The sequence below is a fragment of the Virgibacillus sp. 6R genome (assembly GCF_001895305.1).
GTDB lineage: Bacteria > Bacillota > Bacilli > Bacillales > Amphibacillaceae > Virgibacillus > Virgibacillus pantothenticus.
On sequence record NZ_CP017762.1, the window covers coordinates 3,223,326 to 3,239,060 of the forward strand.

General features: G+C 39.7%; 17 protein-coding genes. 5 read left to right on the plus strand and 12 right to left on the minus strand.

Annotated features, from left to right (window positions below; genetic code table 11):
- Positions 1-182: 182 nt before the first annotated feature.
- Positions 183-908, plus strand: coding sequence for a SurA N-terminal domain-containing protein (locus BKP57_RS14715; RefSeq protein ID WP_072741837.1), 726 nt, complete (start codon positions 183-185; stop codon positions 906-908).
- A gap of 282 nt (positions 909-1,190) precedes the next feature.
- Here BKP57_RS14715 and hisC read toward each other — a convergent pair whose 3' ends face one another.
- From hisC to BKP57_RS14760, 9 genes are all read right to left on the minus strand, one after another.
- Positions 1,191-2,255 (minus strand): histidinol-phosphate transaminase, encoded by a 1,065-nt coding sequence (gene hisC / locus BKP57_RS14720; RefSeq protein WP_050351355.1) that lies wholly within the window; start codon positions 2,253-2,255, stop codon positions 1,191-1,193.
- Complete coding sequence (gene hisIE, locus BKP57_RS14725) at positions 2,252-2,875, minus strand: bifunctional phosphoribosyl-AMP cyclohydrolase/phosphoribosyl-ATP diphosphatase HisIE (RefSeq protein ID WP_072741838.1); 624 nt, start codon at positions 2,873-2,875, stop codon at positions 2,252-2,254. Before hisIE ends, hisC begins: the two co-directional genes overlap by 4 nt.
- A complete protein-coding gene (gene hisF, locus BKP57_RS14730) occupies positions 2,856-3,638 on the minus strand; it encodes an imidazole glycerol phosphate synthase subunit HisF (protein ID WP_072741839.1) in 783 nt (260 codons plus the stop codon). Before hisF ends, hisIE begins: the two co-directional genes overlap by 20 nt.
- Positions 3,632-4,351, minus strand: coding sequence for a 1-(5-phosphoribosyl)-5-[(5-phosphoribosylamino)methylideneamino]imidazole-4-carboxamide isomerase (hisA, locus tag BKP57_RS14735; protein WP_072741840.1), 720 nt, complete (start codon positions 4,349-4,351; stop codon positions 3,632-3,634). Before hisA ends, hisF begins: the two co-directional genes overlap by 7 nt.
- Positions 4,348-4,953 carry an imidazole glycerol phosphate synthase subunit HisH gene (gene hisH, locus BKP57_RS14740; protein WP_072741841.1) on the minus strand — a complete coding sequence of 202 codons (606 nt, stop codon included), beginning with the start codon at positions 4,951-4,953 and terminating at the stop codon, positions 4,348-4,350. Before hisH ends, hisA begins: the two co-directional genes overlap by 4 nt.
- Positions 4,954-5,211: 258 nt before the next feature.
- Positions 5,212-5,796, minus strand: a complete 585-nt coding sequence (hisB, locus tag BKP57_RS14745; protein WP_050351350.1) for an imidazoleglycerol-phosphate dehydratase HisB — start codon at positions 5,794-5,796, stop codon at positions 5,212-5,214.
- 4 nt (positions 5,797-5,800) lie between these two features.
- Positions 5,801-7,081, minus strand: coding sequence for a histidinol dehydrogenase (gene hisD, locus BKP57_RS14750; protein WP_072741842.1), 1,281 nt, complete (start codon positions 7,079-7,081; stop codon positions 5,801-5,803).
- Positions 7,069-7,713 (minus strand): ATP phosphoribosyltransferase, encoded by a 645-nt coding sequence (hisG, locus tag BKP57_RS14755; protein WP_050351348.1) that lies wholly within the window; start codon positions 7,711-7,713, stop codon positions 7,069-7,071. Before hisG ends, hisD begins: the two co-directional genes overlap by 13 nt.
- Positions 7,714-8,949 carry an ATP phosphoribosyltransferase regulatory subunit gene (locus tag BKP57_RS14760; protein WP_072741843.1) on the minus strand — a complete coding sequence of 412 codons (1,236 nt, stop codon included), beginning with the start codon at positions 8,947-8,949 and terminating at the stop codon, positions 7,714-7,716.
- A 226-nt stretch (positions 8,950-9,175) separates the two neighbouring features.
- Here BKP57_RS14760 and BKP57_RS14765 point away from each other — a divergent pair, with 226 nt between their 5' ends.
- From BKP57_RS14765 to BKP57_RS14785, 4 genes are all read left to right on the plus strand, one after another.
- A complete protein-coding gene (locus tag BKP57_RS14765; protein ID WP_050351346.1) occupies positions 9,176-9,964 on the plus strand; it encodes a histidinol-phosphatase HisJ family protein in 789 nt (262 codons plus the stop codon).
- A gap of 919 nt (positions 9,965-10,883) precedes the next feature.
- Positions 10,884-11,696, plus strand: a complete 813-nt coding sequence (locus BKP57_RS14775; protein WP_050351344.1) for an alpha/beta fold hydrolase — start codon at positions 10,884-10,886, stop codon at positions 11,694-11,696.
- A 61-nt stretch (positions 11,697-11,757) separates the two neighbouring features.
- Positions 11,758-12,663, plus strand: coding sequence for a UDP-N-acetylmuramate dehydrogenase (gene murB / locus BKP57_RS14780; RefSeq protein WP_232231181.1), 906 nt, complete (start codon positions 11,758-11,760; stop codon positions 12,661-12,663).
- 450 nt (positions 12,664-13,113) lie between these two features.
- Complete coding sequence (locus tag BKP57_RS14785; RefSeq protein ID WP_050351342.1) at positions 13,114-13,326, plus strand: YjzC family protein; 213 nt, start codon at positions 13,114-13,116, stop codon at positions 13,324-13,326.
- Positions 13,327-13,531: 205 nt separating this feature from the next.
- Here the strand turns inward: BKP57_RS14785 and ehuA are convergent, their stop codons facing one another.
- Genes ehuA through BKP57_RS14800 form a run of 3 tightly spaced genes read right to left on the minus strand, consistent with a single transcriptional unit; the run spans position 13,532 to position 15,671 of the window.
- Positions 13,532-14,302, minus strand: coding sequence for an ectoine/hydroxyectoine ABC transporter ATP-binding protein EhuA (ehuA, locus tag BKP57_RS14790; protein WP_050351341.1), 771 nt, complete (start codon positions 14,300-14,302; stop codon positions 13,532-13,534).
- Positions 14,302-15,012, minus strand: a complete 711-nt coding sequence (ehuD, locus tag BKP57_RS14795; RefSeq protein ID WP_050351340.1) for an ectoine/hydroxyectoine ABC transporter permease subunit EhuD — start codon at positions 15,010-15,012, stop codon at positions 14,302-14,304. The genes ehuA and ehuD overlap by 1 nt, the downstream gene beginning before the upstream one ends.
- Positions 15,009-15,671, minus strand: coding sequence for an amino acid ABC transporter permease (locus tag BKP57_RS14800; RefSeq protein ID WP_072742446.1), 663 nt, complete (start codon positions 15,669-15,671; stop codon positions 15,009-15,011). The genes ehuD and BKP57_RS14800 overlap by 4 nt, the downstream gene beginning before the upstream one ends.
- Positions 15,672-15,735: the final 64 nt, after the last annotated feature.

Below are 15,735 nucleotides of genomic sequence, written 5' to 3' on the forward strand. Positions count from 1 at the left end.
ACAACAGTTGTGGCATAATCATGGTACTTAGCCGTTCATTTGTTGTTAAACTGTAAATATATGGCTTAAAGCAAGGCATAGTAGCTTTAGAGAGTGGCATCGCTGTTTTGGACTACTTGCAAAGCTTGTACAAAATATGTTTGAATGAAAAGGACACTCAAAATGAAAAGAGGGATGGCTTGATGAAAAAGTGGATCATATTTGCATTAACCTTAACGCTGGCAATGGTATTAGCTGCTTGCGGAGGAGACAATGAAGAGGATAAAACGGCACAACAAGAGGAGCAACAGGAAGAAGGCAATACAGAAGACGGAGGAAAACAGCCGGAGCCTGTTAAAATAACGGATGAAGAAAAAGTTGATAAAGGAAAAGCTGTGGTTTCTGTAAATGGTGAAGAAATAAAAGGAGATCGTTACAACCCTGCTTATTTGCAGTTGAAAACGATGAATACACAGTTTAATCAAGATGTGGATAATGATCAGTTAAAACAACAAACGATAGATATGCTTATAAATCAACAATTAATAAATCAGGACGCTTCCGATAAAGGGATTGAAGTATCGGATGATGAAGTACAGAAAGAATTTGATACCATTAAAAAAGAAGGCGCAGAACGCTTAAATACTGCTTTGGAACAATTTCAGCTGAACGAAGACCAATTTAAAAGCATGTTAAGAGATAATCTGATCACTTCGCAATACTTGGAGTCCGAATTTGACATAAAAGTAACAGATAAAGAAGTGGAAGATTATTATAAACAAATCAAGGAACAAAGTGAAGAAATAGGCAAACTAGAAGATTTGAAAGATCGAATCAAGCAAACCCTAAAAGAAGAAAAAACAAATGAACAATTACAAAAACGAGTAGATGCACTAAAGAAAGATGCCAAAGTTGAAACATTCATATAAAATAACAATTCAATCATTGGGGGGCATCCTCGAATAAATATTTGTACCATAAGGGGTGACCTAAAGGCTCTTGAACGAATCCGAAATTTAGGCCCCGGTTGGTCCCTGTTTAGGCTTTTCTGTGTCTACTTGAGCTTACCGAAGTAGATCTTACGGCACTTACATTCGGGGTAAAATTAAATCAAACGGGTAGCCCATTAGTCAGGTTACCCGATTTTAAGCTCTGCCGAAGACGTTACTATTTCTTATCGATCCTTTTCTCACTAAATAACAACATCATCGCTACTCACCCTCCATTACCTGATCCAACACTAGCAGAAACTTCCTCATCATCTCGTCTGTACCAATGGTAATCCGCATATAATCTGTAATACCTTGGTTACGAAAATAACGAATGAGGACTTTTTTCTCCTTTAACTGTTGATATAATTTTTCCGCCTCATAGATGGGATGGTGGACAAATAGAAAATTAGTAGCGCTTGGCAGGACGCTGAAACCACGTTCTTCCAATTGCTCACGCGTCCATTCACGAGTTTGGAGAATGTGTCGTGTCGTTTGCTTAAAATAAGCGGTATCCTCTATCGCTGCCTTTGCTCCGACTATTGCCAGACGGTCAATGGTATAGGAATTGAAGGAGTCCTTGATACGGGTTAAGGCCTCAATTAAATGTGGATGCCCGATCGCATAGCCAACGCGTAATCCAGCCAAAGAACGTGATTTTGAAAAAGTTTTTACAATCAGTAGTTGCTCATACTTGTGCGTTAGTGCCACAGCAGTCTCTGGTGCAAAATCAACATATGCTTCATCAATAATCACGACATTGTCAGGGTTATGTTTCACAATGTTCTCCATCAAATCTAAACTGGTAAAAATACTGGTAGGCGCATTTGGATTTGGTAAAATGGCACCACCTTCTGAATGAAAAAATGCTGTTTCATCTAATGTGAAATCACTCATTAAAGGTACTTTTTCATATGGAATTTGAAATAGATTCGCATAAACAGGATAAAAGCTATACGTAATCGCCGGAAAACGGATCGTTCGATATGGCGAAAACAGTCCCATAAACGCAAAAGCGAGCACTTCGTCTGATCCATTTCCTACGAAAACAGATTCCTTGGTCGTACCCTCTTGTTTGGCAATGGCTTCTCTTAAACTATCAACCGTCGGAGATGGGTAGAGGTGCAATGCTTGCTCCATCTCTTTCTTAATTGCTGACTGTACGTTTGGTGATGGTGGATAAGGATTTTCATTCGTATTTAGCTTTATAATAGTTGAATCATTTAACTGCTCACCGGGGACGTAAGGTGTACAGCGTTTGGCTACCTCACTCCAATACTTCATCATTTTGAATCCCCTTTTTGTATATGCCTTTTTTGTAGCACATGCTTAATATTAGCAACGGAAATGTCCAACAGCTCCATCAGTACAAGCGTATGATAGGTCAAATCAGCAATTTCCCAAGTTATTTCCTTTTTATCGTAGTTTTTAGCGGCAATGATAACTTCACTTGCTTCTTCTCCAACTTTTTTTAAAATTTTATCGATGCCTTCCTGAAATAAGTATGTTGTATATGCATCTGCAATGGGGGTTTCCTTTCGAGTTTTAATTTTTTCAGTTAATTGATTTATCATGGTAAAAGAAGCAGGTTGATCTTGAAGAAGCTCTTGATGGAAACAAGTACTTTCCCCTGTATGACAGGCTGGACCGAGCGGTTTTACTTGTAATAAAATAGCGTCTTGATCACAATCTAAAGAAACCGACTGAACGATTTGTTGATTTCCAGACGTCGCTCCTTTGTTCCATAATGCTTGGCGCTTTCTGCTATAAAACCACGTTTCTTTAGTAGCTAATGTTTTCTCTATTGCTTCCTCATTCATATAAGCTAATGTTAACACTTCACCTGTATCCGCATCCTGCACAATAGCAGGAATAAGCCCATTGTCATCAAAAGTCACTTGTTTCATCGTTATCTCTCCTCACCGGAATACCTTGCTTATCTAAATAGTCTTTTAATGCTGGTATGGGTATTTCACTGTAATGGAATACGGATGCGGCTAAAGCTGCATCTGCATAGCCTGCTTGCAAAACTTCAGCAAAGTGCTCCTTTTTACCAGCACCACCACTGGCAACGATCGGAATATTTACTGTTGAAGCAATAGCTTGTATCAAGTCTAAATCATAGCCATTTTTTTCCCCGTCTGTATTAATGGCATTCAGAACAAGCTCACCTGCACCGAGTGCTTCTCCTTGCTTTGCCCAGTCAATAGCGTCAAGAGATGCTTGCTTTCTGCCGCCATTGATATAGACCTGCCAATAATTTTTAGTCATTTGCTGGGCGTCAATCGATAGGACGATGCACTGGGAGCCAAATTTCCGCGCTGCTTCTGTAATCAATGCTGGGTGGCGGACAGCAGCGCTATTAATGGAAACTTTATCAGCACCTGCTCGTAATACACGGTGTATATCCTCAATGGTGCGAATTCCGCCTCCAACTGTAAAGGGGATTGCAATTTCGGCAGCCACTTTTTCTACAATATCGATAAATATATCCCGATTCTCATTGGAAGCTGTGATGTCATAAAAAACAAGCTCATCTGCACCATCTTGATTGTATCGTTTGGCTAATTCCACAGGATCGGCCACATCTTGAATGTCGGTAAATTTTTTTCCTTTGACAACACGACCTTTATCAACATCTAAACATGGAATAATCCGCTTAGCTAACATGTTTTTACTGCCTCCAAACTTGCTGGCAAAGTGAGTGAGCCATCATAAAGTGCTTTTCCAATAATCGCCCCATACAACCCCATCTTTGCTAGTGCCGTAATATCTTTGATGGTTGTTACCCCGCCTGAAGCGATAATCTCCATCGAAGTAGCATCTTGTAATCGCGCAAGCCCTTGAAAATTAGGACCTTTCAGCATACCATCTTTTAAAATATCTGTATAAATGACTGTTTGCAAACCCATACTTTCTAATTCTTTGACAAGATCGATGGCGTTGACAGTGCTTGTCTTTGTCCATCCATCTGTTGCAACATATCCATTTCGCGCATCGATGGATACAGCAACTCGATTAGGGTACTGGGTGAGGGCGGCTTGCAAAAAAGTCTCATCTTTTATAGCTGCAGTTCCCAAAATGACCCTATCAATTCCTGCGGATAGGTATGCTTCCATAACTTGTAAACTACGGATACCACCTCCAACTTGGGTAGGTAGGCTTGTTTCTTTAGCAATTTCCCGGATGAAAGGCTGATTGGTGGAAACGCCTGATTTTGCCCCATCCAAATCAACAAGATGTAGGTATGCTGCGCCTTGTGCTTCCCATTCTTTCGCAACGGTGACTGGTGAATCACTATAAATATTCACTTGATCGTAATTTCCTTGTGTTAATCGAACACATTTCCCGTCTTTTATATCAATGGCAGGAAATAAAATCATCGTATCATCTCCTTGAAATTTGCTAATAGTTGCAGGCCTGTTGCACCACTTTTTTCCGGGTGAAATTGCATTCCGACAATATTATTTTGTTGCACAATAGCGGGTATGGTGTCTCCGTATATTGTACTGGCAACAAGTGTATTTGTGTCTAATCCATCAGCTGCATAAGAATGGACAAAATAGACAAATGCATCAGGCGCAAGGTTATTACATAACGGGATATTTCTATGCTTGATGAGATTATTCCAGCCCATATGTGGAACTTTTACGTTACCGGAAATTTTACGTACCTTCCCGGTTAAAAAGCCAAAGCCTTCTGTTTCTCCATCTTCTTCACTTAATTCAAACAATAATTGCATTCCGAGACAGATGCCAAGGAGCGGTTTTCCCTTTGCAACTTCCTGTTTAATAATGGAAATTAATCCTTGTTCTTTTAGAGCTCGCATAGCGTCCTGAAAGGCACCGACACCCGGTAAAATAATAGCATCACTTTTTTTAATGGTTACTTCATCGGTTGTTATTTGGGAGTTCATTCCCGTTTTTTCTAAGGCAAATTGCAGGCTTTTAATGTTGCCAGCGCCGTAATCGATAATGGAAATCATGGTTTCGCTCCTTTCTTTTAAATAGGTGTGCTTTTCTCTAAATAAAAAACAGGATAGAGACTACCATCTGAATCGAACATGAAAAAGAGGGTCTTTTTTTCGCTATGTGGTGGTCTTGCCATCACAGCTTTCTTGTTTTTTGAATACATATCATTAGACAAGCTTCTTTTGTTTAAACGCTAAAGCAGGTTCGCTTGCTGGAATTTCACGTCTGTCTAGTTGCTGGGAAGCTTTTGTTGCCAATCTGCTGTTATCCTCTTACAGTGTTCCTTTGGTAGAGGGAATGCCTATCACTCTTCCGCTTTTCTGTGTTGCTATATCAAGGGCACGGCCGAATCCTTTGAACATGGATTCAATAATATGATGCGTATTTTTCCCATAAACGTTATGAATGTGCAAAGTTACTTTCGCATTACTAGCAAACGCTTGGAAAAATTCTTCCACCAGTTCCGTATCAAAATTACCTACTTTATCTTTTAAACCTTCTACTTGATAGACGAGATACGATCGACCACTTAAATCAAGGGACACGGTCGATAGCGCCTCATCCATCGGAGTAGTAACACTGGCATAACGCGTAATTCCAGCTTTATCTCCTAAAGCGTTGCGGAAGGCTTCGCCAAATGCGATGCCAACATCCTCTACGGAATGATGCTGATCCACCTCTAAATCTCCCTGACAATCTACTTGTAAATCGAATAATCCATGCTTGGTTAATAACGTTAGCATATGATCGAAAAACCCGATTCCTGTTTCAATTGACGAATCACCAGTACCGTCGATAGTTAACTTTAAAGCGATGGTTGTTTCTGTTGTCGATCGGTTGACTTCATAGCTTCGCATCGTGCTACTCCTCCTTTCGTATTTGCACAGACTGGGCATGTGCAGTTAGCTGCTCGGTATTGGCTAACTCTATAATGGTATCCGCAGCGGCTAACAGAGAGCGTTTATCATAATAAATCACGCTTGATTTTTTCATAAAATCATAGACGCCGAGCGGGGAGGCGAATGCTGCTGTGCCGTTTGTCGGTAATGTATGATTTGGACCTGCTACATAATCCCCTAATGCCTCTGGGGAATAATTGCCTAAAAATATCGCACCTGCATGCTTAACCGCTCCAAGCTTTTCTATAGGTTCGGCAATCATCAATTGTAAATGTTCCGGGGCGATGTCATTCACAATGGCAAATGCGTCATCCATTGTATCGGCAACAATTATCTGCCCGTGCTGGTCTAGTGATTTTTGAATAATCACTTTTCGTGCCAAGCGTTTTGTTTGCTCTTGTACTGCCAGCTCGACTGCCTCAGCTTGTTTTATGCTTGTCGTAATACAAATCGCTTGTGCTTCTTCATCATGCTCTGCTTGTGAAAGCAGGTCTGCTGCTATAAAATTTACATTCGCTGTCTCATCAGCAACGATGCAAATTTCACTCGGTCCTGCGATCATATCAATCGCTACATCGCCATACACCCATTTTTTAGCACTCGCTACATAGGCATTTCCTGGTCCAGTAATCTTTTGTACTTTTGGTATGGTTTCTGTACCATAAGCAAAAGCTGCAATCGATTGGGCTCCGCCGATTTTATAAATTGTTTCGACGCCAACTTCTTTTGCTGCTACTAATACATATGGATTGATTTTACCGTCTGCTTGTGGAGGTGTAGTAAGATAAATATGATTCACACCGGCAATTTTAGCTGGTATGACGTTCATAAGCACCGTCGATGGATAAGCTGCTTTTCCTCCCGGTACATAAATGGCTACCCGATCTAAAGGAGTCACTTTTTGTCCAACCATTGTTCCAGCTTTGCTCATATCAAGCCAAGACTGTTCGAGCTGTTTTTCATGGAATTGGGTAATATTTTCCGCAGCGGTTTTCACCGCTTTTATAAAGGAAGGGGAGACGGACTTTCTAGCTTCATTGAACTCCTCTTCTGTAACCATAAAGGCCTCTATGCTCACCCCATCAAATTTTTCCGTAAAGGAGCGAATTGCTTGATCCCCTTCGTTTCGTACGCACTGAATAATTTCTAGGACAGTTTGATCAAGTGCTTTTTCTTTTTGCTGGGTACGTTGGGCTCTTTTCTGTTTCTTATCCCAGTATTGCATCGCTGTTAAGCGTTCCATGTCGATTCCTCCAAGCTTTGTTTAAATGTATTGATAAACGACTGTATCGCTACAGATTTAAGTGCGAAGCTTGCTTTATTAACAATGAGTCTCGTACTAATCGACTCTACTTGCTCCAAGACAACTAATCCGTTTTCCTTTAATGTATTACCGGTTTCGACAATATCGACAATGACATCCGCCAGACCAATGATTGGTGCTAATTCGACAGAACCGTTTAGTTTGACGATCTCGATTGGCTTGCCTTTACGAGAAAAGTAATTTCTTGCGACGGTTGGATATTTTGTTGCTATCGTTAATGACTGGAATGCATCCAATTGCTGACCAGGTTTTCCAGCAACGGCAAATTTACAAGTGCCGATTTTTAAGTCGAGTACTTCATAGACATCTGCTTGTGATTCTAAAATATTGTCTTTTCCAACAATCCCCATATCTGCAGCCCCTTTTTCTACATACGTAGGGACATCAATTGCCTTAACGAAAATCAATCGTATGGTTTTGTCACTGCTATAAAAAACAAGTTTCCGGCTAGAAGGAGTTAGTTGCTCAAATGTAACCCCCATGGTGTTTAATAGTCTAATAGAATGATCTGCTATCCGACCTTTGGCAACGGCGATCGTGAACTCTGCCATTTAATTCCCCCTTTCTTTTAGCAATTTGACTAGGTCAGATACATCGAGAAACGGATAAGCACGCCCTTTCTGATATAGTGTAGGTTGATCTGCTTCGTAATGAATCTGTTCCCCCATTTCAGGTATGGTCTGTAGATCACTTTGTTTCAGATAGCTAGTGACGGCATAGCCTTGTTCACGTAACTGAAGAGCTATCGCTAAAGCTTCTTTTTGCTTCTGAAAATCATAATAAATCGCAATGGGTTCATCTGAGCTTAAATCCTTGATCAAGCCGTGTTGATTTGCTGCTGTGAATAATAAATCGACATCAAAAGCAAATCCAATTGCTGGGATATGTGCTCCAAAGCGATCCCCTAACCGATCGTATCTTCCACCCATGACGACAGGCTTTCCAGCTTGATTGACAAATCCTTGGAAAATAACATCTGAATAATAGTCCATATCATTGATCAGCCCTAGGTTAAATACAATCTGATCGGTCAATTCATAAGCTTGAATACTATCGTATACATCGATCAAATAATTCAGTTCTGTTTGCACCATCCCATTTACTCCGTGCTGCTTGATTTCCTCCATCACTTGATTTGGCTCTCCGTAAAGAAAAGGGATATGCTGCATCGCTTGTTTTAATGTTTCATTAATAGGGAGAGTTGCTAAATACTCGGCCATCTCGGCGATGTTTTTTGTTTGAATAAAGGTTTGCAATGGAGCGATTTGATCATCAGCCAGATTCGCTTGTGCCATTAATGCACGAAAAAAACCAGCATGACCAATTTCAAATTTAAATGTAGGAAAACCACAATCTTTTAATATATGAATGGCTAGTGCAATAACTTCGGCATCAGCAGTTGGTGTACGGTTAGTAAAATATTCCACACCCGCTTGCGTACGTTTTTTTTGCTCGTTTTCAAATCGGTAACCAAAAACATCCATAATATAGAATAAACGTGCAGCGTCATTTACATTTACCTGATTGGCAGCGATTTGCTGTGTTATCGGGATGGTAGCATCAGGTCTTAGGACAAGTACCTTTCCAGATGTATCCATAATTTTGACCATATCGTCAGTGTTCACGATTTTAGGGTTAGCTGCGTAAAGATCATAAGGCTCAAATGCTGCTGTCTGTATTTGCTTGTATCCGTAAGTTTTAACGCGCTGCTTTAAAATGGAAAGTAATTCGTCTCGCTGTTGAAGAAGCTTGTTCCCCCAACAGGATGTCTGTAATAAAGGTTGCATGGTGATATTTCTCCTTTCTTTTGTAAGATAAGAAAGTATAAAATGAGGTACTTCTGGATAACGAAATAACTGAATAGCCACGTCCGGCTCCATCGCCCAGCAACGATGCGACTTTAGATTTACGTTTTTAAATACATTTTATCGCTTTATCACTTTATCTAAGTAAAGTTATATAGTATTCTAATAATTATAGATTAAAAAGTCAACCAAAGGGAGAGAATTTTTTATGTTTGATTTTCATATCCACAGTGATTTTTCTGCTGATTGTGAAACACCGATGGAGGAAACAATTGAAGTGGCGATTCAAAAAGGGTTAACAGAAATTTGTTTTACAGAGCATATCGATGAAGATTATCCAGACCCGACTATTGATTTTTCTCTTGATTTACCAAACTATGATGCGAAAATCAATGAAATGCAGCGTTTATATCAAGATCAGATTGTGATACGCAAAGGATTAGAGATTGGTGTTCAACCCCATTTATTAAGCCGTTGCCAACAAATAGTAAACGCAGCATATTTTGATTTTGTTATTTGCTCCATGCACACAACGAATAAGCAGTCCCTTCATACAAGTGATTTTTTTCAACAGCAAACAGTCGAGGATGCATACCGAGAATATTATGAAGAACTACTTTACTGCGTTACTCATTTTAAAGACTTTCAAGTTTTAGGACATATTGATTTAGTCAAACGTTATACAAAAAATAAACAAGCCAAGTATGATTTTCATGACTTATTGACGAAGATTTTTCAAGAAATCATTCCTGCTGGTAAAGGAATTGAAATCAATACATCTGGCTTCCGATACGGGTTACCAAATGCTATGCCGAGTAATGATATTTTAAGGTTATATAAAGCATGCGGAGGGGAGATCATTACTGTTGGTTCTGATGCCCATGTCGCAACGACCGTTGGATATGGTGTGACTGGCGCCATAGAACTATTACGCCAAATCGGGTTTACCTATGTTACAACGTTTACAGACAAACAAGCCATTTTTCATCGTATTTAACTTGTGTATCATTTTATGCGAGCACAGGTGGTATACAAATACCTACCGTGACAGCAAATATGTCGGCGCCTGTATTATTGGGAAGTCTAGCATCTCCATCCGCTATCGCTTATCCAAAATATGCGGAGAGCATGCCTCTATATTGAAGTAAAAGCATTTAGAACGCTTTGGTATTTCCATTTCCCGGCGAACGTTGGCAAATTGGATCACTTATCGAGCCAATACTTGCCTCTCTTATTTATAACCAACTGTATCGCATCTTTTAAACTAAGATAGCCCCATGTGGATGAAATGACGCTACAGGTTCTTTCCGAACCGGAACAGACTGCCACCTCAACATCCTACACGTGGCTGTACCGTACAGGAAACAATCAAGCCCTTCGTTATAGGAAAAAAGAAGTTGGTTGTTCAGTAATACGGCAAGAGGAGCAACTTTCAGCGCAACTGTCTATAGCATTGTGGAAACCGCACAGGAAAATGGGTGAAGCCCATTTCATTATCTTTAATATTTATTTAAGGAATTTCCCAATATGGTTCACACGAGCAAAGAAAGATTAGAGCAGTTTCTGCCTTGGTCATCGACAATATGTGCAGTTGATAATTACAGTATTCCATTGCAATTTACATGTCTATTCTTTTAAGAGGTCTTTAGATTAAACTATAGTTGTGCGTAGGGAAAAGAACCTTCACTAATCAAAGTTTCATTTTATTATCACAGGAAAATCCGTTTCGACCATGATATAATATAAAAAGTGAGCGTATGTTATGATGAATGTTTCATAAAATGAAAAATGATTCGTTCTTGCTCAAGAGAGGTTAAAAAGGCCGGTCTGACGGAGAATTTAATGATAAAGAAGTGTAGCCTTTTACTGGCTATTGGACTATTCTTCGTTAGTATAATGAAAGAGGAAGGTTTTTCTTGAATAAAAAACAGATGTTTAGTGTAGGATCTTTCGGTTTAGTCATCATAGTCTTTATCATACTTACCTGGATGCCGAATAGAGCAATTTCCAATTTTGATAAAATTCGACCAACATTGTTCGTGCATGGATATAAAGGTACTGAAAATTCATTTGGATTTATGCTGCAGCGCTTTGAGCATGAGTATAAATGGGGGAATAAAGCGCTTATTTATTATGTAACAAAACAAGGTGAAGTAAAGAAATATTATCCACGACTTGGGGAAGAAAAACCGCTCTATGTTCAAGTAATCTTTGAAGATAATCGGGCTAGTTTTGATATGACTTCTAGCTGGTTAGCGAATGTATTAAAAGATATGCAGCAGACATATGGTGTTGATGATGTCAATATTGTCGGACATTCGATGGGGGGAATTGTGTCATTGGAATATATAAAGCAATTTCAAGGAAAATCATATCCGTCCGTCCACAAGTTTGTAGCGATAGGGAGTCCATTTGATGGGATTTATAGTGAAAAATACTTTCAAATTAACCATGATCCAGCTGCAATCGACTTACGACCTGATTCAAAAGCGCTCCAACATTTAAGGGATCGATCTTTTCCAAAGCATACAGAAGTGCTCAGCATTTCCAGCACAGGAGATGCGATAGCAGTTCCAGAAAGCGTGCATGCGTTACGTAATATAGTACCGCATCAACAATTGACAGAGATCGTTATCAATGATAGAAGATTAGGACATAGTGACCTACATGAAAGCAGGAAGGTAGATCGTTATATTTATGAATTTCTGTGGCAAGACCAAGTTCAATAGCTTACAATAATATGGGCGAATAACTATAAAAGGAATGATAGGTGTGGGAAGGAATCATCATATGTACGGCAAATTAACGGAAGTAACATCCGAGAAAAATGTGATGGTGGACGAACAATTAAGAAACCATACGTATACTCGATTGGGAGGGAAGGCGGATTTCTTAGTCACACCAGAAACGTATGAGGAAGTACAGGCAATTGTAAAACTTGCTAACCAAGAAGAAATAGCCTTTACGCTGTTAGGAAATGGCTCCAATTTAATAGTAAAAGATGGCGGCATTCGTGGCATTGTCATGAATTTAAAAAAGCTTAACTCCATTTGGAGAGAAGACGATAAAATTATAGCACAAAGCGGAGCAAGAATCATTGATGCTTCTCAGCAAGCACTAAAGGAAAGTCTACATGGACTTGAATTTGCTTGTGGTATACCTGGTTCCGTCGGCGGAGCTTTGTATATGAACGCAGGAGCGTATGGTGGAGAAATTAAAGACGTGCTGGAAAGTACAAAAGTGATAACTCGGGAAGGGGAGGTCCTAACTCTACCTGCTGCTGATCTTGGCTTGCATTATCGAACAAGTAATATACCTGAAAAAGGATATATCGTATTAGAAGCAACATTTTCATTGCAAACAGGAAATGCCGAAGAGATAAAAGCCATTATGGATGATCTCACGTTTAAACGAGAGTCGAAGCAGCCATTGGAATACCCTTCTTGCGGTAGTGTATTTAAACGCCCGCCAGGATATTTTGCTGGAAAGCTGATTCAAGATAGCGACCTGCAAGGAAAACAAATTGGTGGTGCACAGGTATCTACAAAACACGCCGGCTTTATCGTGAATAAAGATAATGCCACAGCAACAGAATACATTGAATTGATACGCTTTGTACAATCTACTGTCAAGGAAAAGTTTGGTGTGAATTTAGAGCGAGAAGTACGAATTATTGGCGAAGATCCTACAGAATAATTGAGAAACAGCAACCAGTCTAGCATGGGTTGCTGTTTTTGTATAGACTTTGAATGGAAGCGCGAGTGCATCTATTTTTACCGCGAATAGTTTTTATTTGCTTCGGCAAGTAAGTGGGGAATAAGCCGCTATGCCGATCTTAGGGTGTTTTCGTTCGATAAGGAAAATAGACATCCTCGAAATGATAGTCACATTCGCGATAAGGGCAGAACCCAGCTCGATCTAAAGGGTACTCCTGCTCACTTATAGTTAGCTTATGCTAAAACTGTGCATTTTTTTGTTCCACTCACAGATACTCATGCTCGAACTGTACAGATATTCTGTTCGTTCACTTAACAACTGCAGGAGAAAATAATAAAACGATGTGGGAAATTTACTTTATATTTCCTAATTATAAACCTGTGAAAATGAGGCAAAATAGGAAACACAAACATGTAAGGAGTGATTAACATGGGTGAGCGATCAGAATTTCGTTCTGGTGACAAGGCGCCTAATAATGGTGTTTACATTGAAAGCGGGGAGACAGGAAGCAACGTAAATGATCCCCAGCAAATTAAGTTAGAAGCGGGAGAAAAATTTCCTGAGAATACAAATCATAATCGCGTCTGGATAAATAAACGGCACCTATCCAAGCCTGGTGTGCAGGGGCGCAGCAACAATTGAGGATAGCGGTATAGCTATTGAAGGTAGATGGAGTTTGCCATTCTTCATTGTAGTTTTAGTGCTATTCCCGAAAAAGTATTGTAAAGTGAGCAAATGTGAATAAAGGCAGGTCTTTACGTCTTTTTGCTAGAGGAACTTCCATTCTTTCTTTCATTAGTAATAGCACCCTACTAGGCAGAAAGCTGCTTAGTCAGGGTGCTGTTATTTATGCTCGGAAACGATGCAAAAACTCCTGTAAGCGTTGATTACTAGAATGCTCGATAACTTCACTAGCTGATCCTTGTTCAGCTATCACGCCTTCATCTAAAAACAGCACTTTATCGGCAATATCTAAAGCGAAGTCCATTTCGTGAGTTACAAGGATCATTGCCATGTCATCGTTTTGGGCAATATCGCGGATGACCTGTAACACTTCTCCTACTAATTCTGGGTCAAGCGCGGAAGTGACCTCATCAAATAACATAATTTTTGGTCGCATAACAAGTGCTCGAGCCATTGCTACTCGCTGTTTTTGTCCACCAGACAGCTGGCTCGGATATTGATCGACTTTATCTGCTAAGCCAACCCGATCCAACATTTCAAGCGAACGTTTCTTCACTTCTTCCTTTGGTTCCTTTTTTACGTGCAGTGGAGCCGTCATGCAATTTTCTAAGATAGTCATGTGAGGAAACAAGTTGAAATGCTGGAATACCATGCCAATATCACCGCGTACTGCTCGTAAATGCTTTTCATGAGCACGAACACGCCTTCCTTTTTTCTCCATCTTCCACAAGTTTGTACCGTTTACGATTATATCTCCAGATGTAGGTTCCTCCAGAGTCATAAGCATACGAATGATGGTAGTTTTACCTGATCCACTCGGTCCAATGATCGCGACTTTTTCTGCTGGACGAATATCTAAATCGATTCCTTTTAATACTTTAATATTTCCAAAGGATTTATGAACGTCTTGAAATGTGACGATTGGTTCAATCATTATGCTGTCGCTCCTTTACTTCTGGTTAAAACTTCTTTTTTATCAAAGCGTCGATTCATTTTTTTCTCTATTCTGTTTATGATTATAGCAGATGGATAGCTTAAAACTAAGAAAAGAATTGCAACAATGGTTAATGGTTCTAAATATGTCCAATTTTGCGCCCCATAGCTATTCGCAATATGGAGAATACCGACAACGCCAATTGTTGATGCTAATGGAACTTCCTTAAACATGATGATTAAGTAATTCCCAAGCATGGGAATCGTTGGCGGGATTGCTTGCGGCAAAATAATTTTCGTCCATTTTCTACGTTTGGAAAAATTTAATGCCTTTGCGGCTTCCCATTGCCCCTTTCCTACACCTTCAATTCCAGATCGGTACACTTCCGCAATATACGTACTAAAGTGAATACCTAAACCGAGCACCGCACTGGTGAATTCGTTCAATGCAAAACCAACAACAGGAACCATTGGCCAAGCAAAATAAATAAAAAACAGCTGGACTAACGGAGGAGTAGAACGAATAAACTCCATAATCCATGTAACCAACAAACGGAGAGGCTTTAAAGGAATCATTTTTATAAACAGCCAAAAAAATCCAAATACAAGGGCAAAGGCATAGCAGACTATAGTTAAGCCGAGTGTGATGCCAAGACCATCGATAATTTTCGGGAAGGCATCTGCAAATACGTCCCAACTCCAATTATTCATCCACTAGCCACTCCCTTCTTTGAGAACGACTCCATCTTACGTGTTAAAAATATAAGCGGAAGGGCTAAAATAAAATAAAATACTAAGACGAGCAAATAAACGGTAGGTGCTTGTGATAAATTTGTGCTACGAATAATATTTCCATGATAAAGAATATCCTCCATACCGATAAGGGAAACGAGGGAGGTAGCTTTTAGCATTTGAATGGAATAGTTTCCAAACTCAGGAAGCATCATCCGAATTGCTTGCGGCAAAATGACAAATCGCATGCGCTGATAACGTGACATATTCAAAGCCGTTGCTGCTTCAGATTGACCCTTTGTAACAGCAAGAATGGATCCACGCACGATTTCTGACATGTAAGCCCCGTAATTTAAAGAAATAGCGATAACCCCTGCCCACCAATTACTTCCTAATTCAATACCGAATAACATAGGAATCGCATAGTAGAGCCAGAACAATTGTACAATTAAAGAAGTACCACGAAAAATTTCTACATAAAATCCTGTGAATTTACGAAGAAACATATTAGAAGACATACGGCATAATCCGGCAATAAACGCAAATAAGTAGCCAAAAAAGGCAGCTCCAATTAAAACCGTAATTGTAATGGTTAACCCTTTTGTTAAATCGGGAAAAATTTCTATGATTGCCTGAATGAGTACCACTCCTTAATAATCTTTGGTGTTTCACTTATCTAATAATGAGGAAAGCAACTGTAAT